Raw genomic sequence first — 26,658 nt, forward strand, 5'->3', positions numbered from 1 at the left:
CTGGCTCCATTACGCCGATCCTGCGCTGGCACCTATGCGCCGATCATCAATTGGCTCCTATACGGCGATCCGTGACAGCATCTTCTGAACCCCGTCGTCGGAGAACGCGTCATACGCATAGGTTGCATTTTTCATCAGCAGAGCAAGACGCTCGAACGCTAGGCTGAGCCGTTGTTGCTGCGAGGAACGCGGCTGGAATCGGTTCAAGTACTTAACGACGGCGTTACGTGCTCGAGCCTCCCTCACCACCCCGGCGGCGAGAATCTGAAGGCACGTGTAGCTGTTCGCAGGGCAAGATAGCGGATGAGCGGTGAGTAGCGGCATATAGTAAACTTTGTCAAGCTGGCAGGCCGCAGCCATGACGCTCCTAAGCCGCCCCCACTCCCGGGTAGTGAGGCGTTCATCGCACGCCCTTCCCGTAGCTAGCTCGCATATCTCGCCGTAGGCTTTCGTGCCCTTGGCAGTGTTCGCTCGCGTGCTCATGATGACGAGATTGCCCTCGGCGTATGCGCCGTCATTGTTTATGCGGTCCACGGACCAATCAGAGTCTTGCAGTTGCGAGTGGGTCAGTTCGACCAACGTGATAGGGCACGCAGCAACGTCAATGCGCTTCAGAAATTCGGGGGTAACCTCCGTTTGAACGATGCGGCCGCGTCGCAAGGCGCTTAATCGTAACTGAAGCCACTTTGACTCGAATCGGTTCGGGTGGCGTTGTGGCGTCGTGAAATGGCACAAGCCCGCCTTGTAGCCTCGTATGACATCGGGGTTTGCACGTTCATCGCTTAGTACTCGCCCGAACCTGGCGTAATCCCAACCCAAATCGAAGCCTATTTCTGACGTGTACTGTTCAGTCATCAGAAGGTACCTCCGATTTGGGACCGTTGCCCGGCCTCCGCAGGCGTTCCGAGGCAACCCGGTGCTTCGGCCCTTCGATGACCTGCACCCGGCTTTGCTGCCGGCGCGTGGCTCTAACTCCCTTGACCGTCAAGCAGAGTGCGCCTACGCAAGGGTCGCTTGGAGCTGCGAGCGATGATTTGCCCGGCGCCGAATCGTAAAGCTCGTTCGCGACTATTATGCTAGCGCTCGCAATTTCGTCCGCCAGAATCTGTGGCGTGATTTTGACCAAAGGCCGGTACGCGGTCGCCACGCCTGCACCAAGCGGGTTCTCCAGGTCGAGAAACGTCGCCTGCCCCTTCTTCAACGACGCCGTTCTCACGAGCGGCGAGCCATCGGGGACGGTCAGCGTCTGGCCGGTGGTGTCGACCAAGCGGAGTTCTACCCGAGCAATGCCGTTGCGCACGCTCTCACATGAAAGGCCGCTTTCGCGGACGAACGCCGCTGTGATGTTCGCGGTCCCACATGCTGTGGTTCTGTGCGCGAGCCGAGTCGGCGTCACGGTTGCCAGGCCTGCTCCAGTTTCTGTCGGTCGCTGCTACCAAAAGGGGGTCGACAAATTGATGAAATTCACTTCGGAGAAACGAGGTAGATGATGACGTCGGTCTTCCCGATGTTCTTCACTCGGTAGGCTCCAGACGGCTCTAGATACCTGACATCATCGGTCTTCCATTCAATGGTTTCTTGCTTGCCGTCGGGATATGTCCGCTGCAAGGTCCCGCCTTTTAACGCACGTCCTACCCGGTAAAGCGCCGGCGCGCTGTCGCGCTCCGCGCCTGGCTTATACCGGTTTTCGACCACCTTAACTTTGTCGTTGTCTACGTACACAACTTGGTCGGCCTTCAACGTCGGAGCCGAGGCCTTGTCTTGAGCAAACGCTCCGCTCCCCGCGCCCACCAAAAGGACCATGGAGAAAATCGTGCGGCTGGCCAAAAGGCAGTGAATTCTGCTCATCGTATGCTCACTTTTGATGCCGCTGTACACAGGGCACGGGACACGGTCTGGTTTGGTGCTAATTGCTCAACCACAACGCGAACACTCGTTGCAAGGCGTTCGGAGACAAGCGCAATTTCCTGAGCATGCGATTCGTTTATGCATAGCCTCGCGTCGCAGAGACGCGTTCTGTCATCGAAGGACTAATCCTGCAGGGTCCGACATGCCGTCAGAGATTAACTGCGTTTTTCCGTCGCGAGTTACAGGAACCATCCATCCGGTGTGTGACAACGAACTCGGCGTTTCCCCCGTGTACACCACGGTTGACTTCAGGTTAGGCCAGGCAATGCGCTGAACGACGCGCTTCCCTCGTTCGCAACCCTCCGTTCGCGACAGATACAGAGCGTGGTCGATGAACACGACATCCTGGGCGGCTGGGTTACCGAGACTGGCCCGCGGCAGCATAGTCGGACGTAAGTTGGCGAAAGAGCCCGTCCCGTCGTTTAGCAAAATAACGGACGGCTGCCCAATTCCACCGTCCGCGCCCAGAAGGACGATATCTGGTCGTCCATCTCCATTAAGGTCGAGCGCTTCAACATCGGTGAAATCAGTGATGAAGCTACCCAGCAATGTAGGGTCAGGAGTAAAGCCCCCTTGACCATCATTCACCAGGATGAACGCAGTCGTGGTGGTATCGATAGGAAAACCGTCCGCAAACATGCCTGTCGTCTTTGAAAAAGTGGTCGTATTGGCATCGATTGCGACTACATCGATTCGGCCGGTGCCGGTCAAATCCGCGGCGGCCGCTGATACAAACGCCCCCTCCAGCCTAAGAAACGTCGTCTTGTAACCTCCATCAGGCTGGCTCAACAAGACCGCTGACTTCTCGCCAACGAACGCGGTGGCCCCAAGCCCTCGACAGGCTATGAAGACGTCGGGCTTTCCGTCGTGGTTGAAATCAGCAACGATGGCCTTCGTCGGAAAGGTACACCCCACGTTGCTCGCAAGAAGCACAGTATCGCGGACGAAGGTGTTGTCGGGCTGCCGTCTCCAAAATTCAAACGCGCCCTTGGCTGCTTCCAGGGGCGGCTTAGCGGGGTCGAAGGTAGTGGTCGCGACAAAGAGGTCAAACGACCCTCTTTGAAAAAAGTCGCCAAAGGCACGAGCCGTCGCATTCGTCGCCGGATAGGGCAATATTTGAGGGCCAATATTTAATCCCTTTGCGTTCTGATAAGACGTATTGGCAACCCGAAGAGCCATTGGCGGCGCCGAGGTCGAAGCTCGAGTGTCGTCACCTTTGCACCCGCAAAGTGCGAGAAATGTTGCGAGCAGAAGAACTTCCCAAACTCGCTTTAGGAATGCAGGTTTCATGGTTTCCTCCCTACGGTGAAACCTTGAACGCTGACCTTCGATTTAATGTAGTCCGAAGTATTGCACCCCGGAGTGATGCGCGGGAGGCTGCCGTTCATGACCATTGGACGATTTGCTGTTTAAGGTCGTTACAGCAAAACGACAAGTTCTAATAGTGACTTGGGACTCGAAGAGGTCGCGAGCCGATACATGGATTAGCCCGTGCGATTGAGCCAGGAGGCGCTGATAACGAAACCAACGGACCAGCGTTAAAGGCGAGGTATCAAAGTCACTATAGGGCCGGCCGCATCCACATGCAAGGACGTAAATGGCAGTTTCGCCATATTCCTTAGTCAACCCTGTATATATTACACAGCCAAAGGTTACGGGAGAAAGTCTTCGAAATGAAATTGAAAGAAATGCCAGTTCGCCACTCCGCCTCGCTGAGTCGATTGCAGTTCTCCGATTCCCGTGCACGCTATCGGCGCACGCATACGGGCGGTCGGGCGTGTAATTTCACCATGCGGCTAACCGGTGGTGAACTACTCTTGTAGGACTCGCTGGACGCACACCGTGTCTGTAACGAGCTAACTAGCTCTTCGGAGGTTGAAAAACATGAAAACTCTAATTAAGGCAGTCCTCGCCGCGGCTGTCTTCGCGGTTTCAGTCGTGTCGTTTGCCCAATCTGATTCGCCCGTGACGCGCGCTGAAGTTCGCGCTGACCTCAATCAACTCCAACTGGCAGGCTATAAGCCAGCCAGCGGCGACGAGCCGAACTACCCTGCGAACATCCAGGCAGCCGAGGCACGTGTCGCCGCAGGCGGCGCTGCGACCGGTTACGGTGGGGCGACCAGCGGGTCGTCGGCATCTGGCGGCGGGGCCGCGGTTAGGCCCGCTTCTACGAGCGACTTAAACAGGATTTACTTCGGCGGCCAATAAAAGCGGCGCTTGCGAATGGATAAGCAGCTCGACAGCATTCCGTCAGCTTAACGGCGGAGCTGCCATCGTAGCGCTGCTGTTGAATAGCACACGCAATTCTTCGATGATAAAGGGCTTTGCGAGGACCGCAACTCCGCCCAACTTTGCACGTGTAAGTTCGTCTGCGTAGGGCTGTCACCGGCGCAAATTTCTGAGCGGGCCACATGCTTCGAACCTGTCAGCGAGGTTGATGCCCTCAGTTTTCCGGGCATTTGCCACGTCTGAAAGTATAAAATCAAAGGCGACGCTGTTCACGAGCACGTCAAGCGCTTCGTGCGCGTAGCCAGCCGTAGCCGCGTGACGTACGGTACATCCGAGCACTTCGAGCACAGCGCAAAGTCCCGCGGCCACCTCCTCATTGTCCTCGACAAGAGGAGGTGGCCAGAGGTCGGCGCCGTCGTGAGAGCCGGCTCGGGTGGCGCCGGTTCTGCGAGCTTTTCCGCACCTTGGTACCGAGGGAGATAGAGAAACAGATTCGTACCTTTACCGACTTCGCTTTCTATCTTCGCTGTGCCACCGACCTGGTCGCCGGTCGCCATCACTTGCGCTCGGAAGCCATACCGACAAGTCGACGACTTCCAGCTTAAGAGGTTGCTTGCGAGCGGCGCTCATCAGGCGGCGCGCGAGGCACTCCGCTCCGACGGTGGCCGCTTTACCGCTACGACTTCTTGCTTTACGTTCGTATAGTTCCAACGGGCCGCCAACTCCCCATATTGGCGGATACGACCATCAAAAAATTGTTGAAGTCGTGAGCGACGCTCGCGACCAGATTGCCGAGCGCCCCCATTCGCCGGAGTTGACGGCTCCACGCTTCGGCAAGATTCTCGCCGTATCGACGCGTCTCTCCAGCGGTCGCATGCGGTTTGTTCGGCCCTCAATACCGCCGTCCTGCCGGTACAAGCCGACCAGCAGCGCCGGGGTGTTGGCGGTCAGGTCGCGCTAGAACTTGCCGAAGTATTGACGTCTGAGAGCTAGGGATATAACCCGTAGAAAGTCTCCGTCTTTGGTCACGAGAGCCATATTCGTTGTCAAGACGTCCGACTGCAGACCTTCCCCGATAACGGCCGGGAAAGTAGGGCTTTGGCGCAGCAGCGCGTGCCCCGCGAAAGTCCTCGCGACCGGCGACGGAAACTTGTGGCACGGGAAAGAAGCGGCTGCTCGCCAACAACTCCCCGTTCTTGCCGAACACGGATACCGCTGCAAGTTGTGGGTAGTCGCTCGCGATTGCGTTGAGTCTGCTGTACATGCGACCTTTGTTCGGTCGAATTGTCAGGTCCGCGCGGAGGTCACAACGGGAGAGTCTCATGCACTGCCAAAGACTCGAGCCGGGCAGGAATGCTGGAACCTTGTATGGTCCGATGACATCGAATTCTCCGCCCGCAGTGCTTACCTCAAAAGGACGCGCGTACTCTATTACACGAAATTGCTGCGTTCAGCTCGAATTTTCGCCGTTCTCTTAATTGATACCGCTCGACTGCGAGTCGGACCGGAGCCCCGGAGCCTCAGCCATGCAGGCCCGCTCTTCGCGACTGGTCTATTTCGCATTCGACACTCCACGTGCCGGCGCGCTTCAATCGTCGTATGCGAAGGTATGAGGAGTCTTGATTTCAGAGAGCAGCAATGTCCTGGCGGTCGCGAGGCGGCCCAGCAGGATTTGGCCGTGGCGACGTCGCGTGAACCGACGCTGGGTCACCAAAGGTGAGTGTCTTCATTCCAGATTCAAATTCTCCGCACTGCCGGAAGTGCGTTGCACAACGCACTTCCCAATGCAAATCTGGCGCCACTTCTCGAACAAGGAACTATGCTTTGAGCGCACAGGGTCGAAAATCAGCGGTCAAAAGTCTTCCATTCACGGCCGATAAGGCTGCCTATCCTTTCTAGCGCTTGCCCCTGCCACGACAAATGGGAATGGTAATCGACCTCGCGACGGGCGAACGTCGTGCCTGGACGCACAGGCAAGTGCGGCTCGCACAGTTGTATCGCAAACGTGCGACATTCTTTCGCGATGTTGCTATGGCCCATGGCGACGGGCCGACCGCGTGGACTTCCGACGACAACATCATCGCTGTTGATATGAAGGTAACGCGAGCCTTCCGCCAGGGCTGCCGACTCGCGCGAAAGCCTCCTCCCAATCGCTGGAAGTTGAATTTCATAGTACTCAAGTTCCTCGAGGTAAGCGAGGTTGTGGGCGCAGAAATTGTGGACGCCCTTCTTGAGTGTGAACTCAAATGGTATCTCGAGTTCGGCCTACGCAAAATCTATGACTTCGAGTTGGGCCCGTGACGTTCAGCAGTTTCGGTATTGTCCCCCAGAACACGTTAGCTCCCCAGTTCAGTTCGAGACTTAGACGTTCGGCTGCCTTGATTTGCTGGACGACATGCAAGACCGTCGCTCAAGCGTCGGCACGGGTGCGGCGTGGATGTGGCTGACGAACCGAGTCGTTGCCCGAACGTTCCAAGGTTCTCAGCCTCTGACCACCAATCCGAGTCCTTAAGATGGGACACCAGATTACGGTCTTCCAAGAGTTGTTCGTCGTATGACCGCAGGCCAGATGCTGCTCGACGTTATGGCACGCGAAGAAGACACTGAGCGTCTTTACCTGTCGCCTCCGACGGTCAAGCGTATCAATCCTCGTGGAGACAAGAGGGCTCGACGCTTTAAGGAGGTTAAGCGTTGGCGGAAGTGCATCTGCCCTCTAAGGCTGCGCACAGGCGCGGCATTCCGTGAGGTCGCATCGTGCCACTTAGGTATGCTACAGACTTAAGTGAGATGGATGCCGGATGCTCTCCCGAATCGAGAGCGGTGCCGTTCAGCTCATCATCATCGCCCTGACATTTCGGCGGGCGGGTGCAGCAGTTGCGTCATATCGATTCCCCACACCGCGAGGGACTTCGTCGATGCGCTGTCAGTCCAGCGGTCAAGGCGACGAAATGAGCTAGACAACTCCCTGAGTCAGTATTGGGTTGCCGCAACCTGCTAGGCGGCCGCCGTTGCTTTGTGACATATAGCGCGTCCGGCGCTTCTTAATTTGTCCGACCTTTAGGCCGTCGGCCGTATGCGTGTAAGGACCACTAGAAATCCCAGCTCGTACCTTCTATAACCTCTTCATCTTTCGTCCGGCTTGCATCAAGGAAGTTCGATATTACAACGCTTACAGATTTACCGAGTTTGGAAGCCGTCCAAAACCAGCCCTTACGCTGTCACCAACAACACACGAGGTGTCGAAAATGGAACGCTTACTCCTTGCAACAAAACGTATGTTCGCTCTCTACTTGGTCGCTCTCTTTTCCGCTACTGCAGGATGGGCTCAGACTCCGCCCAAACAAGGAACCATCGACGCGACCTACACCGCTGCCGGAACCGATGTGCGAGAGATTGAGGTCACCGGGGACGTTGCGGTCTATCTGTACGAATCCACTCTCGTGATGACGAACAACAGCAAGACGCCGCTGATGCAAAATATCACGGCACATTGCGTTGAGGCCGGCTTCACTGCGGGCGTCGGAAACGGGTACTGCGTGTACTTGGACAAAGATGGAGACAAGTTTGTCGAGGCTTTTAACCATCCCAAGGGCGCGACATCAGGAAAAGGGACCCTCGTATCGGGGAGCGGGAAATACAAGGGCATCCAGGGAGAGTTCGCTTGGGAGGTAGTGCAAGCACTGCCTGCGGAAAAAGGCTCGTTCCACTACCTTGGCAAGAAAACCGGCAGCTACCGTCTCCCCTAACACCGAAGCGTTATTCTCGTCTCCAAGTACAGTCATTCCGTGATAAACCGTAAGCGCGTATCGCGCCAGCAGTGCCTCGACGAATTGAGCTTCGCGCTCCGCCCGTTTGAGGAATGCGGTGGTCCTCATGGGAACGCCCTCCGGACCAAAGAGACGCAAACGGCGCACCTGATGCGTAGCGTTGCTGGAAGAGACAAAGGGCTTGCAATCGACGTCTGCGGGTTTATACTGATTCCCGTCTCCTCCATGGCTCGACCGATGTGGAGTCCGCCCGCCGACGAGCGGGCTTTTTTCTTTGCCCCATGCCTATGTCAGCCCGGGCGGATTCAACGGCGCCTTCGGTACCTACGAAAGTGTGCCATTCCAACTCATAGTCGACGAGGCGGTGTGCCTCTGGCATCGCCGTGACGCGAGACAACTCTGGAATGAGCACGTCCGATAAGGACGCTCATTTCTGAGAAACACGGCTCCTGTGCTACCTTGCGAATTCATGCGCTTATCGCCATCCCGCGTTTTATTCGCAGCGACTTATGGATTCAACGTTCTCGGAAGAAAGCATCAGACACCTCGCGTATCTCTTGTGGGAAGCAGACAGCCGGCCGGACGGCCGCGACGAACACTACTGGCACCTTGCGACCACAGCCACCAATGGATTCGTGGCCCTTCCTGCTCGTCGCGCGCGACTCTTAGCGGTGGGTCGTAGTATGGCTCAGTGCGGGGAAGTCGGCCCCTGGGACCCGAGTGTTGCGAGGTACTCGTTGAATCGGGCAGAGTTCGTGCGCTGCACGACGTCTTGAATTAACGGCACAGCACCGTCGCACCCACGATGTTCCAGTTGGCAAGCCAGCGTGGAGAGGAAGATTCGCAACTCTTCTTGACCGTGTCGGTCCGCGAAGGCGCGAACCGTTTCGTGAACCGCGCCGCTGAGCGTGTGCGGGTATAGCATGCTCGCGATGTGCGATGCCCCTTGAGCCAGTTCGACCTCGTACTTCTGTCGGCACCGTACCTCGGTTGCGTTCGCTCGATTTCATGCGGCATCTTCCGACCTTGGGCCGTACAGCACCAGTGCGTATCGAGCCCCCGGAGTTGCTACTAGCCGGGTGAACACTTTGGTCAAGCAGCTTTGACGCGTATTGCCGCGGCCGGTGCCCACGGAGATTTCAGACCTAACGAGCCCCGGCGCTTACTTCTTCCTCGCGGACGAAGACCTTTATCAGGGCGCGACAACTACTCCGCTTTCAAGAACCGGCTTCTGGGTGAATTTATTCAACGTCTCTTGGCCTTCGCGTTGGTATTCAGCCAATTCCGACTTCGCCGTCGTCGACCCTCCGCTTTGCATGTTCGAGACTATTTCTTTTGCTTGCTTACCATATAAGCTCGCTTTTCTGCGGTTGCCTTGGCACGGCTTGCCGATAGCTAAGCGAGGTCTTAACAACTTGCAGATTAAACGTTGTAAGTTTCTCGACGCCATCAAACGCGGCCTAGAGGCCTCCAAACAGGTTTTGAACTTGAAGTGCCTGCGCGGAAAAGAATTGTTGCGGGACCACTGTGCTCATGACGTCTCCTATGGTCGGGCGCCGCGGTCGACCGCAGTTGGCTCCGGCGTCGTAAGTGCATATTGCACTGCAACAAATCGAGTGTTCGGGCATCGCCGACGAAGTCAATGGGTATGTCGCGAGCGGTCGTACTCAGACGCTAGAGTTGGACATCCTACTGGCAGGTCGGTGCCGGCGTTTGCCTAGCGAGCTTCAGGAAAAGTTGAAGAACGCGCGAAACACGCGGAGGGGCAGACCATCCGGAAACTGCTTTCGAGCCTTGCAGAGCGGCTTTTTGGACAAGCTCTTCGAGCCTTGAAGAGCGGCTTTTCGACAAGCTGATAAGGCACTCCAACGCGATAGTTACCTGAACCCCTGAGCCCGGCGTCCAAACCGTGGATGATGACCCCGGCAGGCAAACAAGTTATGGCTCTTTCGAAAACGGAGTGGCTAACGGCCTTCAGCGAGCATGCGAGTTGAAGGCGGAGAAGTCGAGTTTGCCTGCGATGAGAAACAGGACCGTACGCATGGTTTCGAAGCGAGCGTATCCGCGTGCCTTGCGCTTGGCGGCCTGAAACAGTCCGTTGATGGCTTCGATGAAGCCGTTGGTCTGGCGGGTCTGGGTCCAGGCGACGATGCCGTCGAAGTGTCGGCGAATCAATCGCACCACGTCCTTCATCGGTTCGACCTTCGAGCGCATGACGTTGGTGCACCACTGTTGCAACATCTCGGAGACGACATTGATTTGCTTGCGCTCGAGAATTTCGCGCAGTTGCTCTCGATACAGCCAGGCGCGTGCCGTGCGGCTGGTAGTGTACTGACTGACGAGCGCCTCGAGGTCAGTCAGTTGGGCCAGATTGAGTTTGTTCGCGTCCTTCAGCAGCGTCCAGCGCATGCCTTTAAGTTCCGGGTCGACCTTCTGTTGTTGGCGACGCACTGTATCGAGCGCCTTGGACGCGTGCGCGACGACGTGAAACTTGTCGAAGGTCAGCCGCGCATCGGGCAGATGTTCGTTGACTCCCTTGATGAAAGCCGGCGACATGTCGATGCTGACCGAGCCGACCTGTTCGGGCTTGCCACCGTGTTGGCCCAGATAGGCGGCGAAGCGTTCAATCGTGCTGGCATCCTTGCCGGTCGTCACGAACACGACCCGCCGCGCCTGCATGTCGTCAACCAGTGTCAGATACTCATGACCGCGCCGGTACGAGGTTTCGTCAATCGCCACTGTCGTCACCTCCGACAGGTCCGCCGACGCGAGCGCCACTTCCACATAGCGCGAGCAGATGGCGGAACCCGGTGCCACGACAGGTTGACGATGCGCGCCACGGCAGCAAACGGCATCTGCTGAGCGAGCATCAGCACGAGCGCCTCGAACAGCAACGTGAAGCCGCTGAGTTGGCCGACCCAATCAGGTTCCACCAACCGTACCGAGCCGTCCGGCAAGCGCACGCGCGGCACCCGTACTTCCAGATAGCACTCGTGCTGAAAGAAATTCAGATGGCGCAGACGCTTGATTTGCGTGTCGTGCACCGGGTGCTCGCCGGCGACGCTGGCATAACCGAACCGGCTGCCCCGCGACGAAGTCCACCGCAATCGTGAGCTGGCGTTTGCCGGCATCAAAGTCGACGCTTTGTACGTACCACGGGGCCTTGATTCCCAGCGCGGCTTCAAACAGTTGGTTCGTCATTGTTCGTTTCGTCTTGCATGGCTGGTTGCAGCATTCTGCCGCAACCAGCCATGACTCAGCTTATCGAATCAGTGCGCCTCAAGGGTTCGCTGCGCCGGGCTTACGCCCGCCCTTGACCCGCCAAACCACCCACTGAGAATTCAAAAGAGGCAAAAAACCGTGTAACGGCCGCAGCCCACTCGATTCACGCCTCGTATTAAACTCAAGAGAAAAAAGTTAGTGCGCCGTTTCGGTGCGTACAATCGTACTCCTGACGAAAAAATACGGCCGTTTGAAATGGCCGAACCAAGGCTTTGGAACGAGTCTTTTCTTGTTCTTTCGTCAATAAAGCTTATAGTACATTTGCGATGTCGATACGTAAGTCACGACTCAGGATAGTAAGCGTCCTTCCGGGCTCTCTGGAAAGCGGTTTGGTCAGCGGATAGATTTCTAACGTTTGATAACATGCAATTTCATCGCTCACATCGTTCCCTGCGGCCGCAGGAAAACGTCCCTTGTGGCACCCTTAGCCTCGAATGCGAAATCAAATAGCCCGATGCTCTGGCTATTGCGTAGCAGTAGCAGGCAACCGGTGCGACATGCGTTATCTCGTTCAATCAGTAAGTACATGATGTTGTTGGTACTTATCCTCGTGTCATCGACGCCTGCAGGTGTAGCGGTGGCAATAGTGTTTCCTGAGTAGGACTAGCAAGGCGGCTTCATCGACAGGGGATAGCAGGTGGTCATGGCGGGTCCGCACCGGTGTGCAGCTTCCGTGTTGCTCAAACCGAACCCTGGTGACGAGGAAAACTCGACGCTAATCCATGGAGGTAGGAAATGAACAAGAAACGTCTCTCGCTTTCACCCGATACGCTGCTCGAGAAAGGGGTTCTCGCAATGCCCCGGGGGATACGTGCAATTATATTGGGTGCTTCGATGACTGGAGCCTTGATGGGAGGACAGGTTGCAAATGCGGACGATGCATTTTCGCGTGAAGGCGGTAAATCGGAGGACATCTTCATTGGCGACATCGGAGACCCAGGGAATCCGTCGGATGACGCAATCAAGCGGGTCAACCTTTCCACGGGAGCGGTGTCGGTATTTGCTTCGACCAATTTTCCCAACGGATTAAACGGAGTGATGGGCATCATCTTCAACCATGGAGACCTGGTGGCCAGCAATCAGAATTTTAGTGACGACCCGAGCGTCAACGGAGACATTCTCAGGTTCAACGGGAGAGGCACGTTCACCAACTTTCTCGTAGGCGTCAAGGACAAGGGTGTGGCGTTCGCCCCGCAGGGCATAGTCTTCGGTGGCGGCGCAAACGAGGACCGCCACGAGTACCAGGAGGACCACTACTATGTCGCCAACGTAATCAAGAGCGGCCAAACCTGTGCGAAAGTGGATGAGGGTGATGTACGAGAATTCAACGAGTGGGGCGCCTTCGTTCGCGCTCTTGAGCGCACTCAGTTCAAAGAGGGTTTCTATCCGCGCGGCGTTGTATTTGGGCCCGACGGAATGCTGTACGTCGCCTCGAGGGGCTGCCCAACAAGCAGTGACCCTGCAAGTTCGCTCCTTGGTTACGTTCTCCGATTCAACCCCTATACGCACAAGCTCGTTGACGTAATTGTGACCAATGAAACGGTGCAGAAGCAGGCGTTAAAGTTTGGCTTTCACCGACCGGAGGGACTTGTTTTCGACGACAAGGGCTATCTGTGGGTCACAAGTTTCAGGGACACGACGCCTGCGGCCGACCCTTCCGATGTCAACAATGTTGACCGAATTCTCAAAATCGATGTGAGGGCCAAAAAGGTCGTTGATTCGCTGCCTTTGTCTGCTTGGGGAAAACCACGTGCATCCGCGCAGGCAATCATCTTCGGGCCCGGAGGGAAGCTGTACATCCCTATCTCCGGCAACGCTCCACAGACAACGGGGCAACTCCGTCGCTGCGACATCTACACGAAAAGCTGCGATACCCTCGTCAAGGAAAATAGTGAAGGAGGCGGACTGATTTCACCGTGGTTTCCAATTTTTAGAAACAGTGACCCGGGAACTCTGAGCTATCAAGGGCGATAGCGCGCTCTCGAGTATTCCGTCTGAATCGAGGCAGTCTATGCAATCGAGCCCTTCACGGCTTTCGACTGCCTCCGCATAGTTCAGATTTGGGGAATGATTTGTCCGACCTCGGGTTGCCAACCGACGCTCCGCGGTGCAGCCTTGCCGCACCTGAAATCAAGCAGCCCATCATCAACGATTTCCACCTAACGATTCCGAGTGCCCAATATGCAGGGGCTCGGGATACGCATCGGTCAAATCTAGAGATTCTCCAATAAGCCACTCAACTTCGGTAACGCCGCTGACGAAATCTCCACAGTCTCCCGAATAGTCTCTCGAGCCGACACTAATAGATTGCGAGGGTTCGTCTTTGGCCACACGTAGCACCGCTTTAGCACCCTTGCGCTCGATGACTGCTGGCCGCAACGGGCCGAGTGCATACGGGATGTAAGGCGTACCCGTGCACCCACGGCCAGAATAGGACGGTGTCACTCCGCTCCACTTCAGGTCGCATGCAGATTGAGACTCATCTGGCGTTTTGATTCGAGCAAAGCCGACAAAAACAGGTGCGCCCTTAATGTTCATAATCACGCCACCATCCGATACGTTTCCCATCGGAGCGTCCACGACGACCCCCACGAGCCTGCCGTGCGCGTCATACAGCTTGGGGACGCTTTCATGCCGTCCTTCGTCGCCCGATTCGTGGGCGAACGTCGCTGAACTCGTCGCAGCGAATACGGCAATCACAACCGAGGTACGGAAAAGACACATACTCACCTCGTCACAGGAGACCCGCAGGTCCCGCAAAGTTACGGAGCTATCCGCAAGGGTTCTGGATAAAGTTGGGTCAAGTCGAGAGTGCTTTCGACAGGCCACGCCTTCGAGACAAACACCGGCGCGCCCCTTATGCAAATAGGGTCGCCAATCACGGCCCCAAAGGACCCAATCGGTGTCGTTTGAGAAACTGTATCCTGCGCGATGTAGAGTGTCGCGGTCGTCCCCTTACGCTCGATGGCGCTTGGGCGGAAGGCACCGCGTTCGTAGTAGATGTACGGCGTCCCGCTGCAGTTTTCCCCTGAGTACGCGAGCTGCGGGTATTGCCACCTCATCTCGCTGGCACTCGTCGCCCCTCCCGGACCGACGTTGCCAACGCGGGAGATGCCGGCAAATACGAAGACGCCCTTCACGTTAAGCACCACTCCGCCGTCGTAACCAATACCCGAAACGTACACAACATCGCCGACTACGGTGCCCCGAGCGTCGTAGAGGCGTACGCTGGCGTGCTTTCCTTCGGGCCGCGCGTGCTCGCCCCATCCGCGGTCGTCATCACCATCCCACAGACCGTGCGCAGGTGCCCGCACCGCGACCAGACAAAGAGCCAAGACGGACATAAGAGAGTAGAACGTTCGAAGGTACACGTAGCCACCTCACTTTCGAAGAACGACCGGCGCCCGTAATCAAGGGGCATTCAAGCGCGCCAGAGAACTCTACAATCCCACGCGAAGAGGTTCGGGATACTTTTCGGTCAAATCAAGCGTACTTTCGATTCGCCACACGCTGTCCACTAAAGAGTAGTTGCCGACGCATTTTCCACCCTCCAGTTCAGACATGATGGTATGGTCCTCGGCGCGACCCTCAACTGCGATTAGGAGCGTAACCTGTGCTCCCTTCCGAACCATAGCCGCCGGTCGAAGTGCCGAATTCGGAGCCACGACGTACGGAGTCCCGGTGCAATTCGGGCCTCCGTATCTGGGTTCGCGGTCGCTCCATTGCATCTGGCTCGCCGACCGCGTGAAGCCACCATCTTTGGAGATGCGGCTGAAGCCAGCATAGACGAGGACGCCGTTGATGTTGAAAACAACTCCGCCATCGTCGTTGTCAGCGCTACCAACGACAACGTCTCCTACAAGGTTTCCCCGCGCGTCGTAGAGCTTGGGAGTGATGCCATGCTCTTTCCACATCCGGAACCTGAATTCGGCTCGCTCACTGCTTACCCGCCGGGTAACGTCTTCGTCCTGAGCAAAACTAAGTAATGGTGTGCCTGACATGGGCAACAAGAGCAGGAGAAGAATCCGCAGCTTTTTAAAAACGTGCTTATTCACTTTATCCCCACTGTATTACGAAGCGAGAGGGCCCGGCGGCATCAATAATATGCATAACTTCACAAATATCCAAGTTTATAACCGTTTTCGAGATGGCAGTTGCGGAAAAGCCCGTTCCGCTTGTATTGGGCCCGGGTGGCTCTTCGTTTGCCGTAGACCATCATCATGTCGCGACTGCCCTTTGGCGCTCCGGAATCAAGACCATACCTTGGGTACTGGTTGCTGATTTTTCATCTATGTCGAATCAGAAATTTTGGTTGGAGATGGAAAACCGCCGCTGGACCTAAGGGTACGATGTCCAAGGTCGGTGCATGAATGTCGCCGACATGCCCGTCCACATCTGGGACCTAAGCGACGACGAATATCGCAGCACCTGCGCGCCTGTGTATGCGAGGCGACTGTGCGCCTCGTTGCGCCGAAACATGGGGGATGTCGGTGCTCCCAACCGCGCGGTGCGGTGGTCACATTCGGACTATCCGGTAGGCCCACCATAATGGGCGACTACGGAAATCGCCGGGAAGGTCGACGCCGCCGTGGCGGCGGCGCGGATTGGGAACTCGGGCAAGCTGCGGTCAGAAGCAAGGATAGATTGGGTGTTCCCAGCCGTGCCTAATGGTTGCGGGCGCATCGCGGTGGCGAGCGGCGCAGACTTTAGTTTCCCTGGTAGATGTCACACGACAAACCTACTACACAAGGTGCGCCGGTTCTGCTTCGCCCACTGTCGCGGGTGCTCGACATTGGCGACCCGCCATACGATTCGTCGGTTGTGCCCCCTCCAGTCGCGACCGGCGCTGCCGATTGTTGGTCTGCGGACCACGTTGGCTGAGTGACTTGAGAATAAGCGGTGCCAGCCACGGCAAACAACAACACGGCACCGGATACTGCAATAAATTGCGCTTTCATGGTTACACCTTCGCTAGCAAAAAACGCTGTTTAGTAGCCAAACGAGTGAAGCACACTCGTTACCTCCGTAAGCTAGGGCGGGTAGGCCGTGCTTGATTTAACGATGAAATCGCGGGGATTAGCCAACCTACACCGTGAAAGGAAAAACGACCGGGCGATGCGACCGCAATGAATGTCGGCCGCGCCGAGATTATTGGAAGGGAGTGCTGCGCTGCCAAGTCATGAGATATGCGCTGCTTGGCATCGGCAGACACGTGTCAGTGTCGGCACGAAAATCTGCACGGCGTGACTTCGTGAGTCGGCAACGACGTGAAAATGCCGTTACTAAACTAGTTATAGGGCGGTATTTCTCCCAATTCAAGCCGAAGACCACGGTTTGAAAAGAGAGAGTACTCCGACCATCATTAATTACGATAGTATTTCCGCAATATTTATAATGCCTTAAGCGGGACTTCGTTGCACCTGCCCGTACCCGTCGGACATCGCAGCCGTGGCTATGTGCGAGCTAGATTTTCGGTCACATCGATGCGTAATAATTTAGCGATGGTTGAGCCATCATCCACGGGCTGTTGACGCCAACACAATATTGACCCGTAAGTCTGAAAGCGGCTGTCCAGCCAGATTCGGCCGCGAGGCGTTGATAGGGAGTCGGTTTTTGATTGGCAGGCTGGCCATTTCGATGTCGACACCATGAGCAAACAGACGTCGGCGGCAACCCCAGGTCGGCGCTCTACCGTCGAGCGCACCGCTATAAACCTGCTCTCTAGATTCCACGCTGGAGGGTATGTGCAAGGCTCGACTTTGATACGGCCACACGGCAATCGTGAGCTGCCGTTTGGCCGTATCAAAGTCGACGCCCTGCACGTACCACGGGGCATTGATTCCCAAGGCGGCTTCAAAGAGCTCATTCGTCATGTTCGCTTCGTCTCGCAGGGCTGGTTGCCTCATTCTGCCGCAACCAGCCCTGCCTCAGCTTATCTACCCGACGCGCGTCAAGTGTTCGCTTCGCCGGGCTTGCGCCCGCACTTGACCCGGCACTTCACCCACTCGAGATTCGAAAGAGGCTATTTTCCTCTTTCAGTTAGCAGTGAAGTGAAAATTCGGTCCCTGTCGAGCTCGTCGTAGTACTTGTAATACAGCTTGAGGTGCGCGGTTAACTAAATGTCATACTCGCCATGAACATGTATCGAAAACGGCTGCCCGGTCACGGGAATTTTTCCATCTTGGTCAATGGAAGACCCGACCGTGCCCGGGCTTTCGAGCGCAATGGAGCCGTTGACTTGCTGTCTGTTCGTAGCGCCCCGAGGAGGAGTTCGGTGCCCGGGGACTGGACTTCAAAGCCCAGGCCCAACAGGATACCTTCAACTTCTTCCTCGTCCAGATGTATCTCGGCGTCGGACAACGGTCCTTGGTCAGGATACGCGAATCCGTAGGCTGCACCGACAATGGCTCTTGCATCATAGAGCGTTCCCGTCTCTGGCATGCGAAGCATGTGCTCTCGCGATTTCTCGAAACCGTGCTTTGAGAGAAAGGCGGTTCGGCCAATTCGGTCAAACTCTTGAAGAGCGGCGTCGACCGCTGATGTCGCCTGTAATTTCCGTGCATCCATGGTCGTATCGTTGGGTCCAACACGGAGGAGAGTGGACCGGCAATGAAATCTCTACCGGTCGCAGCGGTTTAACGGCGATGCTTTTCAGAACTTTAGCTTTGATGGTAAGCGGTGCCGTGCGAACTCGCGACGCCCGCGATTCGCCGCATCAGTGGCGCTGTCAGACCAGGACTCGAACTCGGCGTCGCAGTCATCAGCGTGCTCTTCTATGCGGCCGGACGCGTGCAAGGCGCGCGCCGGTTGGGAGGCGGCGCTCGCGCTTGCAATTGGCCATCGCGGGTTTATACTTATCCTCGTCTCCTCCAAGTCTCCATGACGTGGATTCAGCCCGCCAGCGAGCGGGCTTTTTGTTTTTTGTTGGTCGGTTTCATGCCATCGGCGGACAGACTTGAGTCGCGGGTCGTATGACTGTGGTGCCGGGCGACACGGAGGCGCCGCTGCGACGTCGAGGCGGATGCGCCACAATGAGCGACCGCCCGGCAGCGCAAGAAAACAGCGCCGCTGTAACCCTGCATAGAAGAATACCCGCGATGACTGACCGAATCCTGAAGGCCACCCACGAAGCGTATCGCGATGACATTGCGGACCTGACGACCCGGCGTCCTTTGCCTGGCCCGGCGCTGCCGCATCTCAATCCTTTCCTTTTCCTGAACCACCACGGACCGCAAACCTATCCGCGCAACAACAGCGGGCTGCCTTTTGGGCCGCATCCCCATCGGGGATTCGAGACGGTGACCTTCGTGCTTGAGGGTAGCCTGGCACACTCCGATACTGGCGGTCACGAGAGCGTGATTGACGCCGGCGGCGTTCAGTGGATGACCGCAGGAAGTGGTCTGATACACGCGGAACTGTCGCCCGCGTCGTTCATGGACGAAGGCGGTGAACTGGAGATACTTCAGCTATGGCTGAACCTTCCCTCGCAGCTCAAGATGACGGCGCCGCGATATGTCGGTCTGCAAGATGCGGATATACCAGTTGTCGAGTCGCCTGACGGCGCTGTACAGGTTCAACTGGTTTCGGGCGAATGGCATGGCGTCAGAGGCCCAATTAACTCCTTGACGGATACGTTCATGTCAGTGGTCCGGATGTCGGCCGGGAGTGGCACCACGTTCGATGGGCTGACCGGAAGGGTGGTGTTCCTCTACGTGGTTCGCGGAAGTATCCTGGTTGGCGACCGAAAGGCCGAGAGGTTCAACCTTGCTGAACTGAACGACGAGGGCGACTCGTTACGTATCAAGGCAGAAGAACGTGCCGTGTTGCTTGTTGGACACGCTCATCCCATCGCTGAACCAATTGCTGCCCGTGGTCCGTTCGTCATGAACACGCAGGCGGAGCTTAATCAGGCGGTCGCCGACTTCCACGCCGGCAAGTTCAACGTTGCTCCCGACTGAGCGACGAGGTACTGCGTGTTAAGTCACCTACCAGATAAAGCAAGACCGTTGTGTTTTCCACGCAAGACACAGTGACTCGATGAGATGAGGCGATTTTAGAATTGCCAGGTCTCTGGTCGTTGAGTTGAAGGGAAGCGGAGCCAAAGCGACGGATGCCGCAGGACAACACGGAGGAAGGTTATGGCAGCCTCTCGAATGCAAAAACGTCCCGGGCAAGCGCCCGGACGAGTCATTCAGTCATACGTATCAAGTGACGGGCATAAAATTTCCCTGGCACAGGCGGCCGATGTCTGGGCGCAGACCATCGCCGCTCGTCATACGAACTCCGCGGCAATCGCAAAGCGCCTTCAATCTGAGTTGGCGGCAATAGGTTTTGCGCTCGAACCAAAAGATGCTCTACAGCTCGTGAAGCGCATCGTAAGCAACGATGTGACGGTGCTCGTGCAGACGAACGCAGCTTCGGCGAATGCACGGTCTCGTTACATGTTGGTTCTAACGGCATTCGGCGAAGAGCTCGACAGGCGTGAATTTTTGACGGTATGGGATGCGATAGCCGTTCTCGTTAGCTGGACAATGGCTTCGCTCCCCAATGGCGGAGAGCCTGCACTTTGCCAAATGGAAACCTATTCATGTGGCTTTGACATCAGCGTTTGGCCCAACCGCTCGGACGAATTTGCTTTCGTACTTAGACGCTTTGAAGAGCGCGAAGATGAGGAACGCTATCTATGTGACGTTGACCATGTGGAGCTTCGTTTGGCTGCGCAAGGGCTTGTGGAGAAGCTGAGCAATGTCCGACCGATGTTGGTTTTCAATGACTCGTTCGTTCCCGCGGATATTAACCCGTTGCTCGTCGCCCGGTTCTATTTAACCGGCCTTGAAGGAGGTTCTGCATTTGCACCGGTCCAAGAGGCCAACCTCCTACAATTTTTCCTCTGGTTCGAGTGCACGTCGTGCGAGTTGGAGCGGGGAAGTTGGATTGTTCGAAGCGAGTCCCGGGCTTTCAGAATCGATGTCTGTTGGGTCGACACGCGCTTGCCTCGAGCTGAATGGAGGGAAATCGAGGAGAAGCATCCTGAAGGACTTGGTGATGAGATTTGGGACAGGTATTGCGAATTCCTTGACGCTACCGACGGGCCCTTTGGGAAAATCAAATGGGCTCTCCGTGTCGCAGACAAGCTGCGCTTTGAGTTTGATGCTGGTTGGCTGTCGGTCATTGATAGCGACGCACTCTCTGAGGCCGCGCATCGGCACATGCTTGATAGCAAACGTCCCATGCAAGTGGCAGACATCGCCGATTCTTTCCCAGTAGGGAGCGAGCGCCTCATGAGGCTGGCACCGGAAACAGTCGTGAAACTCGCCCGCGTATTCAACACTGCGCCAATGGCCTTCCTCAATGCCTGGGGGAATCGACAGCAATGGGTGTTGGTGACGACTGCGGAGACATTCGAAGACGTTTTATCAGGAGCGACGGCGTTTGAGCTTGCTCCCAGCTTCGGCGTCAATCCCCCAGCACACTCCCTTTTGGTCGAGGCAAGAGACTTGAGCCGAAGAATCTTTTTCGAATCGCAACTCGGACTAGCGGACTCGTTGTCTGAGACAATCAGAGACGCGGTCTTTGACCTCATCGCCAAGGCGGACAAGGCGGACATTCTCCTGTTGATGTCGCGCAAGACCTTATTTTCGACTTCGGAGGGAAGCGGGTCCAGTGAGGGACGAGGATACGAAAACGTTGTGTATTTCGACGCGAAGCCTTGCTGACAGCCAACGACGCCTCGGCAGACCAGCCCTCGTCGGGCGGAGCCGAGCCCGAAGCCAGGTCCGGTTTTGCGCCATGCCCGCCTCCTCGCGTTAAAGCGTGGCGAGTCGAGCGTAGCGCCTCGCCCGGAAGAACTATGGTCTACCGCTTCTAACGTCGGCGTCGCGCCGACCGCCATTTCAAATTGACGGGCGATTGACAAGCAGTCGGAGCCGAGCGGGTCGCATGAGACGGGTAAGAGGCATCCCATGTGCCGGTTTCTGAGGTCGACCATGCACCTCGTGAACAATTGAACCCGTCCGATACTTTACGGGCGGAAGGGTGCCTTACGACCGGGCTTCCCGTAGAAGCTTGAACACTAGAAATTCGACCGCGCTCTGAGCGTCGACGGGGTCCCGCCGATGTTCCTGAGCCATGTTTCGTCGCGCCTGATGGCACCTGTTTGACTTCATCAACAACACGTGCGCAGCCGGCGGCGACGTCGTTCCGCGTACGACGAGGAGGCTTGAGGCTAACGCTTCATCCCGACGGCGCGGCGCATCGCGACAGTGATTCTTGCCGGGTGCGCCGGTATCCTTCCTATGGGTCTGCGCCGAGCGACCGTTCCTGTACAGCATTAATCCAACGAGCGCACGCTCAGATGGCATCTTCGGTCCGTCCGCGCCCACTAAAGTTTCCGTCGGCATTGCCGATACCTGCCGTAGGATGAGCAGAACTAGGAACGCCGCATCACCTCAGTTCGAGCTTGCGATTTCGAGAATAACGACGAAGACGACGCCGAATTGAGGATGCTGGTTTGCAGCTTCCTTGTCGACGCGCCTGGTCACGGGGAAACGGTGGTATGCGAGTCAGAAGTTTGATGGGCTGGGTTGTCACGGCGTTTTTGGCCGGCTGCAGCAGCGTAGGTCCGGGGTTCGCCAATCATCCGGCCGACTGCGCTATCGGGATACCTTGGGCAGACTGTTTGCCAGGCACTCGTGGCTACGCAAATGGCGGTGGAAGTTATCATCGGGTTGCAGCGAAGGCACAGCGCGATGCTTTGGCGGCGAAGTTCGACGACGCGTCGAAGCAATGCGAGACAGAAATGGCGACGCCCGAGTTGCTTCCCTTGCGCGACAAGATTCAGTTCTCTCGAAAATTGGACGACGCTCCTCCGTTTCAATACTCCTCGTTGGACGTATTCCCATCCGCGGTTGACCGACCCCTCATCGCGAGATGGGCGACGATTCGCGATGGTTGCATTCAACGCGAAAGCGCCATCGAAATAATTCCTCCCGATGCCACGCCACTGGATGCCACCCGCATCAAGCAGGAGCGCGCTTTCGGTCAAGAGGCAGAAGCGAAAGTCAGTGAGTTGGTTCTGGCGCTGTACCAGCAGAAGCTGACATACGGCGAATTCGCACTGCGCCGATACCTCATCGGGAAGGCAGCGGTAGACGCTGCACGGCAGTACCGGGAAGCTCGACTGCTGCAAGACCAAGAGCGTCAAATCCAGACTCAACAAGTCGCCAGTCAGCAGTTCGCCAACACTATTACTGCGTGGACGGCTTATATGCAAACCGTCAATGCGCGCCGGCCGCAGACCGTGAATCTGACGGCGGTCACAACAGCCACGCATTGCACCTCCGTCCGCAGCGGCAACGTGGTCGATACGAATTGCAGGTGAGTAGCCACCATCGTTGCATCGATTCGAAGAAGCCCGACGAGCTTGAATCGCCGAGGTCATGTGCGAGTGCTAAAAGCGGAAACGAAGAATGGCTAGAACGCAGTCAAGGGCATACATCCCGAAGGATGTTAGACGAGATTTGTGGATTGCCGCGGCCGGGCGGTGCGAGTTTCGAGGCTGTTGCAAACCGGTGGACCGGGATTTTCTGACCAAGGAGAAATGCGTTGTAGGCGAGTACGCGCACATCATCGGAGACAGTCCTGATGCGGCTCGTGGTGTGGCCGGAGAATCTGAGCGCCTCGCGAAAGACCCATCCAATTTGATGATTGCGTGCTTCGATTGCCACAGCCGCATCGACCGGAATGGCCGGGACAACGAGTTTTCAGCCGAAGAGCTCCGCCGTATGAAGCGCGAGCACGAAGCGCGTGTAGAGCTCATCTACTCTGCAACTGGAGTGAGAGAGAGCTTGCCGATTTTGATGTCCTTTCCGGTGGGCACGCACGTCCCCGTTGTCGATATAAGGCAGGTCCACTATGCGCTACTGGAAAATAGCAGCTATACGACATTTCCGGTTGGTCAATACGTACATATCGATAAATCCGACTTCGGTGCGCTCGATGACTCCACGGAGTTTTGGCCGCGCGCTGAGCGCGTCGTATCGGATGTCTACGAGCAACGGATAAGACCGCTGCTGACTGCGCGGGGCGGAGTGTCGCATTTGACCATTGCAGCGTTTGCGCCTATTCCAATGTTGATGAAGCTTGGCGCTCTGATTGGGGATAAAACCGAAGCTTCAGTGCTCGACTTGCCTGTTGAGCGCTGGCTTTGGGACGCAAATCCCAATTGCCCGGCGCCAAGTTACGTATTCGATGTGCCAGAAAAGCTCCCAAGAGAAGTTGCCGCAGTAGTCAGCGTCTCGGGCCGGGCGAACTGGCCGGACAACATGACGACCGTCGAGTTCAGGGCTGCTCAACCCAACTGGTCAATTATCCGGACGGAGGCCCATATACTGCATTTCAGACAGCAGTTCAACGCTTTCCTGACGAAGCTGACCGATGCCGGTGTTCGCGTGCTTCATCTGCATCCAGCGACACCCTTGAGCGGCGAGCGTGGAGATTGGCAGAACTCTGCTGCCAAAGATTTTCGAAGAGGTGCACGCCTGGGAGTGGAAAGCGCCGGCTTGGACGCCCGCGGTACGTTTAAAGTAGCAGCCCTCGACATCCCATTTTTGCGTGGTTACTTCGCCCCTATGAAGAACGCCTAGGCAATGCAAGCTGTGCGACGAGAGCAGCGCATTCACCTCGTGCCGCGCGTGACTCCGGTACGACAGCGCTCTGCTTGCTCACAGCTTCTTGTAGTTTAGAGGGTCTATGTTTTTGTGTCTGCAGGCGGAGGGTGGAAATCTCCCCGCGGCGGTAGGCGATTTGCATCAAAAAATATTTGACGATGGGCGCAGTTCAGGCCGTCGGCAAGAACTTCGCAATATTCGTCAGTGATGCCTTGAATAGGTTTTGGAGCGTGCATATATAGCGTTCGCCCGCCATCAAACTGCTTGCCTATGACTGCTGCCGCCACCGCATTTCCCGCGTCATCCACCTTCGGCACGAGCTCGGCTGCGCTCGCCGGGCTCGATGACCCCGCTCTCGCCGTGTGGCTGAAGCAGCAGAAATCCGCCAGGAACGAGGTCGTTCTCGTCCACGCCGGTACCACTTGGACAGTGTACGAGAGGCCGAGCACTCGCGGAGTCCTGCAGTCGGCAGACCCGGAGAGCAAGTCGAAGAACGCATTCAAGGCGCTGGCACGACAACAGCGACTCTTCGCCGTCGAGATTTCACACGCGGAAATCTCCGAGGCGACGACCGTGGATGCAGCTTGGGCTCCTCGTGTGATGTCGGAGCAAGAAATCGATGAGTTCGCCGAGCAGCGCAAGGTGTATCTGGGACGCGTGGACGGACGCGGCGAGGCAGTCACGCTGGACACTGCGAATCAGGTCTGGGCTGATGCCGGTGGCTGCTGCATGTTTCGGGGTTGCGGGCACGATTTGAGTGTCGTGCCGCTGTATAACAAGGGTGCCCGGATTGCCCATCTGGCGCACATCATCGCCTCCGACCCTTGCGGCCCACGCGGAACCGATAAAGACTCTCACAGGCAGTCCACGTTAGCCGAAAACATCATGCTGATGTGCGATGCGCACCACCGGCTTATTGACAGCTTCGCACCTGACCGCTTCTACGCTCAACGATTGCGCGAAATGCGGCGGCTTCACACCGTGACGGTCCGCGGCTATCACGCTGCATTGCGGCACTGCGTAGCCCAGGTCGTGACCATCTTCGGCGACATCGGCGCCGCGCCCACGCGCTATCGTGACAGCGAGTTTATGGAGGCACTTCTCTCTAACAGGCCGTTGAAATATCCCTTCGTGGGCGAACGCCCGTTGATTCGAAAGAGCTAGCGCGACGCAGTGCCGAACGACTTGATGCTGAACTTCGTTGATTCAGGTGTTGCCGATGCCGCTTTCTTTCCCGCTTGCGTTTTCATGCTACCCGAGCGGCAAGCGTTCGCATGCGCGTCAAGTTATAGGCGGCCTGTGTCAGTACAAAGAGTTGGTCGACTCGCTTCAGACCTCGAAACATCGCTTGCCGAATCCTGCCGACGGTCTTGCCCCAGCCAAACACCTGCTCTATGCATTTGCGTTTGCGCTGACTGATAGCGTAGCCGGGCCATCGCGTTGTTCGAGCGTCAATCGCCGAACCGCCCGCGCGTGCATCGTTTTGCGCCACATGGGGTGTCACATTGTTCGCGCGGCATGTTGCCACGAAGCCGGCCGTGTCGTAGTTCTTGTCAGCACCGACCGTAATGGAAGTAAGCTGCAAATCGCGCTGCATCTGCAAGCATCTGTGCGGCTGCGTCCCGCTCGTCCGTGCCGTTGGCCTGCGTCACCTGTGCGTTCACCACGAAACCATGCCGGTTATCGGTCAGCACGTGACCGATGTAGCAAAGCATCGCGCCCGTGCCACGACTCTTGCGAAACAGCCGTGACTGAGCGTCCGTGCGGGATTCATGTGTGTCGTTGCTACGCTTCTCGCCACGCCAGTTCTCTTCGGAACTGCTACCGCCGTCAGGCGAAGAGTCGTCATCCGACTTTGTCTTCAGCACGAAGCTCTTGTGTCCCGCCCAAGCCTGAATGAGCGTGCCGTCGACGCTGAAGTGCTCACCCGACAAGTGACCACGCACGCGAGATGTCTCGACCGTCTCGTTGAACAGACTGACGATGACATCGTGCACCATCAGGCGGTCGCGGTTCTTACTGAAGGTGGAGTGGTCCCATACCGCATCGTCCATCGCCTGTCCGACGAACCAGCGAAACAGCATGTTGTAGGAGATTTGCTCCATCAACATGCGTTCGCTGCGAATCGAATACAGCACTTGCAACAGCAGCGCCCGAATCAGCTTCTCCGGCGCGATGCTCGGTCGGCCGCCCTTTGCGTCGCTGTCGTACATGCGCGAGAACACCGCGTCCATGCGTGCGAGTGCCTCGTTCAGCCACAGTCGAATCGGTCGCAGCGGATGATTTGCCGGAACGAAGTCGTCCAGCCTGGACATCGTGAACATCGATTCGGTGTAGCCGTCCGCTCCGCGCATCGCTTCGGTCTCAGTGGTGTTCGATTCCTTGATTCAACGTTTCTCCCTTTCGCCAGGATGACCTGCGCCGAGCGTATTTCAACAAGCTGCTAAAGAGCTGTCCATGCACCCGGATGTGAAGCGGCATCTGGTCTATGAGAGCCGTGGCGACCGGACAGCGCCGGGCTTTTGGGAAACCTACCCGCGAGCAATGGCCCTGCAAATCGGGCTGTGGTGCAATCGCTCAAGCAGTTAGCGAGTGCAGGCAAGGGCGAGCGGCGATACTCATGGAATTCCACGTATGCAACTTGCGCCTAGCTCGTTCGACATCCTCCGTTGTGCTTGGCTTTACGGCAGAAGGATTTGGAACGGTTGGCTGTCTAATGCGCGGTGAACAGGGCGGTTTCAAATCGAAGCGCAACAAGGGGTTTAATGTTTAGCGCCTTGAGGTTGACTCGCTGAGGCAAGTGT

At 56.9% G+C, this 26,658-nt stretch carries 19 protein-coding genes and 2 pseudogenes; 11 read left to right on the plus strand and 10 right to left on the minus strand.

The features are described from left to right. Positions 1 to 57 precede the first annotated feature (57 nt). The 4 genes from AWB66_RS29465 to AWB66_RS29480 all read right to left on the minus strand — a co-directional run bounded on the left by AWB66_RS29465 (position 58) and on the right by AWB66_RS29480 (position 3,198). A complete protein-coding gene (locus tag AWB66_RS29465) occupies positions 58 to 855 on the minus strand; it encodes a hypothetical protein (protein WP_087633577.1) in 798 nt (265 codons plus the stop codon). Beyond that, positions 848 to 1,267 carry a hypothetical protein gene (locus tag AWB66_RS29470; protein ID WP_125469818.1) on the minus strand — a complete coding sequence of 140 codons (420 nt, stop codon included), beginning with the start codon at positions 1,265 to 1,267 and terminating at the stop codon, positions 848 to 850. The genes AWB66_RS29465 and AWB66_RS29470 overlap by 8 nt, the downstream gene beginning before the upstream one ends. A 197-nt stretch (positions 1,268 to 1,464) precedes the next feature. Beyond that, positions 1,465 to 1,848 carry a hypothetical protein gene (locus AWB66_RS29475; protein ID WP_125469819.1) on the minus strand — a complete coding sequence of 128 codons (384 nt, stop codon included), beginning with the start codon at positions 1,846 to 1,848 and terminating at the stop codon, positions 1,465 to 1,467. 171 nt (positions 1,849 to 2,019) lie between these two features. Further along, the gene (locus tag AWB66_RS29480) at positions 2,020 to 3,198 is read right to left on the minus strand and encodes an FG-GAP repeat domain-containing protein (protein ID WP_125469820.1); all 1,179 of its coding nucleotides are present in this window, start codon (positions 3,196 to 3,198) and stop codon (positions 2,020 to 2,022) included. Between the two features lie 594 nt (positions 3,199 to 3,792). On the opposite strand from AWB66_RS29480, the gene AWB66_RS29485 reads away from it, so the two are divergent. The 4 genes from AWB66_RS29485 to AWB66_RS29500 all read left to right on the plus strand — a co-directional run bounded on the left by AWB66_RS29485 (position 3,793) and on the right by AWB66_RS29500 (position 8,680). Next, positions 3,793 to 4,116: a DUF4148 domain-containing protein gene (locus AWB66_RS29485; RefSeq protein WP_087633581.1), complete on the plus strand. Its 324-nt coding sequence runs from the start codon at positions 3,793 to 3,795 to the stop codon at positions 4,114 to 4,116. A 1,947-nt stretch (positions 4,117 to 6,063) separates the two neighbouring features. Next, on the plus strand, positions 6,064 to 6,438 hold the full coding sequence (locus tag AWB66_RS29490) for a hypothetical protein (protein ID WP_087633582.1): 375 nt from the start codon (positions 6,064 to 6,066) through the stop codon (positions 6,436 to 6,438). Between the two features lie 944 nt (positions 6,439 to 7,382). Further along, a complete protein-coding gene (locus tag AWB66_RS29495; RefSeq protein ID WP_235021293.1) occupies positions 7,383 to 7,883 on the plus strand; it encodes a hypothetical protein in 501 nt (166 codons plus the stop codon). A gap of 530 nt (positions 7,884 to 8,413) precedes the next feature. After that, positions 8,414 to 8,680 (plus strand): DUF2934 domain-containing protein, encoded by a 267-nt coding sequence (locus AWB66_RS29500; protein WP_087633584.1) that lies wholly within the window; start codon positions 8,414 to 8,416, stop codon positions 8,678 to 8,680. Between the two features lie 1,198 nt (positions 8,681 to 9,878). On the opposite strand, the pseudogene AWB66_RS29505 reads toward AWB66_RS29500, so the two are convergent. Beyond that, a pseudogene (locus tag AWB66_RS29505) lies at positions 9,879 to 11,105 on the minus strand (ISL3 family transposase). An 816-nt stretch (positions 11,106 to 11,921) separates the two neighbouring features. On the opposite strand from AWB66_RS29505, the gene AWB66_RS29510 reads away from it, so the two are divergent. Next, positions 11,922 to 13,160, plus strand: a complete 1,239-nt coding sequence (locus tag AWB66_RS29510) for an NHL repeat-containing protein (protein WP_087633585.1) — start codon at positions 11,922 to 11,924, stop codon at positions 13,158 to 13,160. 171 nt (positions 13,161 to 13,331) lie between these two features. On the opposite strand, the gene AWB66_RS33210 is transcribed toward AWB66_RS29510, so the two are convergent. Both AWB66_RS33210 and AWB66_RS29520 read right to left on the minus strand, forming a co-directional pair. Continuing rightward, positions 13,332 to 13,754, minus strand: coding sequence for a hypothetical protein (locus AWB66_RS33210; protein WP_125469821.1), 423 nt, complete (start codon positions 13,752 to 13,754; stop codon positions 13,332 to 13,334). A gap of 872 nt (positions 13,755 to 14,626) precedes the next feature. Continuing rightward, positions 14,627 to 15,241 carry a hypothetical protein gene (locus AWB66_RS29520; RefSeq protein ID WP_087633587.1) on the minus strand — a complete coding sequence of 205 codons (615 nt, stop codon included), beginning with the start codon at positions 15,239 to 15,241 and terminating at the stop codon, positions 14,627 to 14,629. Between the two features lie 92 nt (positions 15,242 to 15,333). Between AWB66_RS29520 and AWB66_RS35165 the strand changes: the two genes are divergently transcribed. Beyond that, positions 15,334 to 15,528 (plus strand): ParB/Srx family N-terminal domain-containing protein, encoded by a 195-nt coding sequence (locus AWB66_RS35165; RefSeq protein ID WP_087633588.1) that lies wholly within the window; start codon positions 15,334 to 15,336, stop codon positions 15,526 to 15,528. A gap of 1,171 nt (positions 15,529 to 16,699) precedes the next feature. Here AWB66_RS35165 and AWB66_RS33215 read toward each other — a convergent pair. Both AWB66_RS33215 and AWB66_RS29530 read right to left on the minus strand, forming a co-directional pair. Next, complete coding sequence (locus AWB66_RS33215; RefSeq protein ID WP_125469822.1) at positions 16,700 to 17,059, minus strand: hypothetical protein; 360 nt, start codon at positions 17,057 to 17,059, stop codon at positions 16,700 to 16,702. Between the two features lie 289 nt (positions 17,060 to 17,348). Continuing rightward, positions 17,349 to 17,753 carry a ScoMcrA-related endonuclease gene (locus AWB66_RS29530; protein ID WP_087633589.1) on the minus strand — a complete coding sequence of 135 codons (405 nt, stop codon included), beginning with the start codon at positions 17,751 to 17,753 and terminating at the stop codon, positions 17,349 to 17,351. 464 nt (positions 17,754 to 18,217) lie between these two features. Here AWB66_RS29530 and AWB66_RS29535 point away from each other — a divergent pair, with 464 nt between their 5' ends. The 5 genes from AWB66_RS29535 to AWB66_RS29555 all read left to right on the plus strand — a co-directional run bounded on the left by AWB66_RS29535 (position 18,218) and on the right by AWB66_RS29555 (position 25,018). After that, the gene (locus AWB66_RS29535) at positions 18,218 to 19,144 is read left to right on the plus strand and encodes a pirin family protein (protein ID WP_235021294.1); all 927 of its coding nucleotides are present in this window, start codon (positions 18,218 to 18,220) and stop codon (positions 19,142 to 19,144) included. A gap of 180 nt (positions 19,145 to 19,324) precedes the next feature. After that, positions 19,325 to 20,902: a hypothetical protein gene (locus tag AWB66_RS29540; protein ID WP_125469823.1), complete on the plus strand. Its 1,578-nt coding sequence runs from the start codon at positions 19,325 to 19,327 to the stop codon at positions 20,900 to 20,902. Positions 20,903 to 21,759: 857 nt separating this feature from the next. Continuing rightward, a complete protein-coding gene (locus tag AWB66_RS29545) occupies positions 21,760 to 22,566 on the plus strand; it encodes a hypothetical protein (protein ID WP_125469824.1) in 807 nt (268 codons plus the stop codon). 88 nt (positions 22,567 to 22,654) lie between these two features. Beyond that, positions 22,655 to 23,830 (plus strand): SAVED domain-containing protein, encoded by a 1,176-nt coding sequence (locus tag AWB66_RS29550; protein WP_125469825.1) that lies wholly within the window; start codon positions 22,655 to 22,657, stop codon positions 23,828 to 23,830. 294 nt (positions 23,831 to 24,124) lie between these two features. After that, complete coding sequence (locus AWB66_RS29555) at positions 24,125 to 25,018, plus strand: hypothetical protein (protein WP_235021295.1); 894 nt, start codon at positions 24,125 to 24,127, stop codon at positions 25,016 to 25,018. A gap of 82 nt (positions 25,019 to 25,100) precedes the next feature. Here AWB66_RS29555 and AWB66_RS29560 read toward each other — a convergent pair. After that, positions 25,101 to 26,208 (minus strand): annotated as a pseudogene (locus AWB66_RS29560) (IS5 family transposase). Between the last annotated feature and the right edge of the window lie 450 nt (positions 26,209 to 26,658).

This window comes from Caballeronia telluris, from assembly GCF_001544495.1.
Classification (GTDB): Bacteria; Pseudomonadota; Gammaproteobacteria; order Burkholderiales; family Burkholderiaceae; genus Caballeronia; species Caballeronia telluris.

Excerpts from the sequence above, each read along its gene's own strand:
- AWB66_RS29465 (WP_087633577.1), bottom strand. The coding sequence starts at position 855 with ATGACTGAACAGTACACGTCAGAAATAGGCTTCGATTTGGGTTGGGAT.
- AWB66_RS29475 (WP_125469819.1), bottom strand. The coding sequence starts at position 1,848 with ATGAGCAGAATTCACTGCCTTTTGGCCAGCCGCACGATTTTCTCCATG.
- AWB66_RS29480 (WP_125469820.1), bottom strand. The coding sequence starts at position 3,198 with ATGAAACCTGCATTCCTAAAGCGAGTTTGGGAAGTTCTTCTGCTCGCA.
- AWB66_RS29485 (WP_087633581.1), top strand. The coding sequence starts at position 3,793 with ATGAAAACTCTAATTAAGGCAGTCCTCGCCGCGGCTGTCTTCGCGGTT.
- AWB66_RS29490 (WP_087633582.1), top strand. The coding sequence starts at position 6,064 with ATGGTAATCGACCTCGCGACGGGCGAACGTCGTGCCTGGACGCACAGG.
- AWB66_RS29495 (WP_235021293.1), top strand. The coding sequence starts at position 7,383 with ATGGAACGCTTACTCCTTGCAACAAAACGTATGTTCGCTCTCTACTTG.
- AWB66_RS29500 (WP_087633584.1), top strand. The coding sequence starts at position 8,414 with ATGGATTCAACGTTCTCGGAAGAAAGCATCAGACACCTCGCGTATCTC.
- AWB66_RS29510 (WP_087633585.1), top strand. The coding sequence starts at position 11,922 with ATGAACAAGAAACGTCTCTCGCTTTCACCCGATACGCTGCTCGAGAAA.
- AWB66_RS33210 (WP_125469821.1), bottom strand. The coding sequence starts at position 13,754 with ATGGGAAACGTATCGGATGGTGGCGTGATTATGAACATTAAGGGCGCA.
- AWB66_RS35165 (WP_087633588.1), top strand. The coding sequence starts at position 15,334 with ATGGCAGTTGCGGAAAAGCCCGTTCCGCTTGTATTGGGCCCGGGTGGC.
- AWB66_RS33215 (WP_125469822.1), bottom strand. The coding sequence starts at position 17,059 with ATGACGAATGAGCTCTTTGAAGCCGCCTTGGGAATCAATGCCCCGTGG.
- AWB66_RS29530 (WP_087633589.1), bottom strand. The coding sequence starts at position 17,753 with ATGGATGCACGGAAATTACAGGCGACATCAGCGGTCGACGCCGCTCTT.
- AWB66_RS29535 (WP_235021294.1), top strand. The coding sequence starts at position 18,218 with ATGAGCGACCGCCCGGCAGCGCAAGAAAACAGCGCCGCTGTAACCCTG.
- AWB66_RS29540 (WP_125469823.1), top strand. The coding sequence starts at position 19,325 with ATGGCAGCCTCTCGAATGCAAAAACGTCCCGGGCAAGCGCCCGGACGA.
- AWB66_RS29545 (WP_125469824.1), top strand. The coding sequence starts at position 21,760 with ATGGGCTGGGTTGTCACGGCGTTTTTGGCCGGCTGCAGCAGCGTAGGT.
- AWB66_RS29550 (WP_125469825.1), top strand. The coding sequence starts at position 22,655 with ATGGCTAGAACGCAGTCAAGGGCATACATCCCGAAGGATGTTAGACGA.
- AWB66_RS29555 (WP_235021295.1), top strand. The coding sequence starts at position 24,125 with ATGACTGCTGCCGCCACCGCATTTCCCGCGTCATCCACCTTCGGCACG.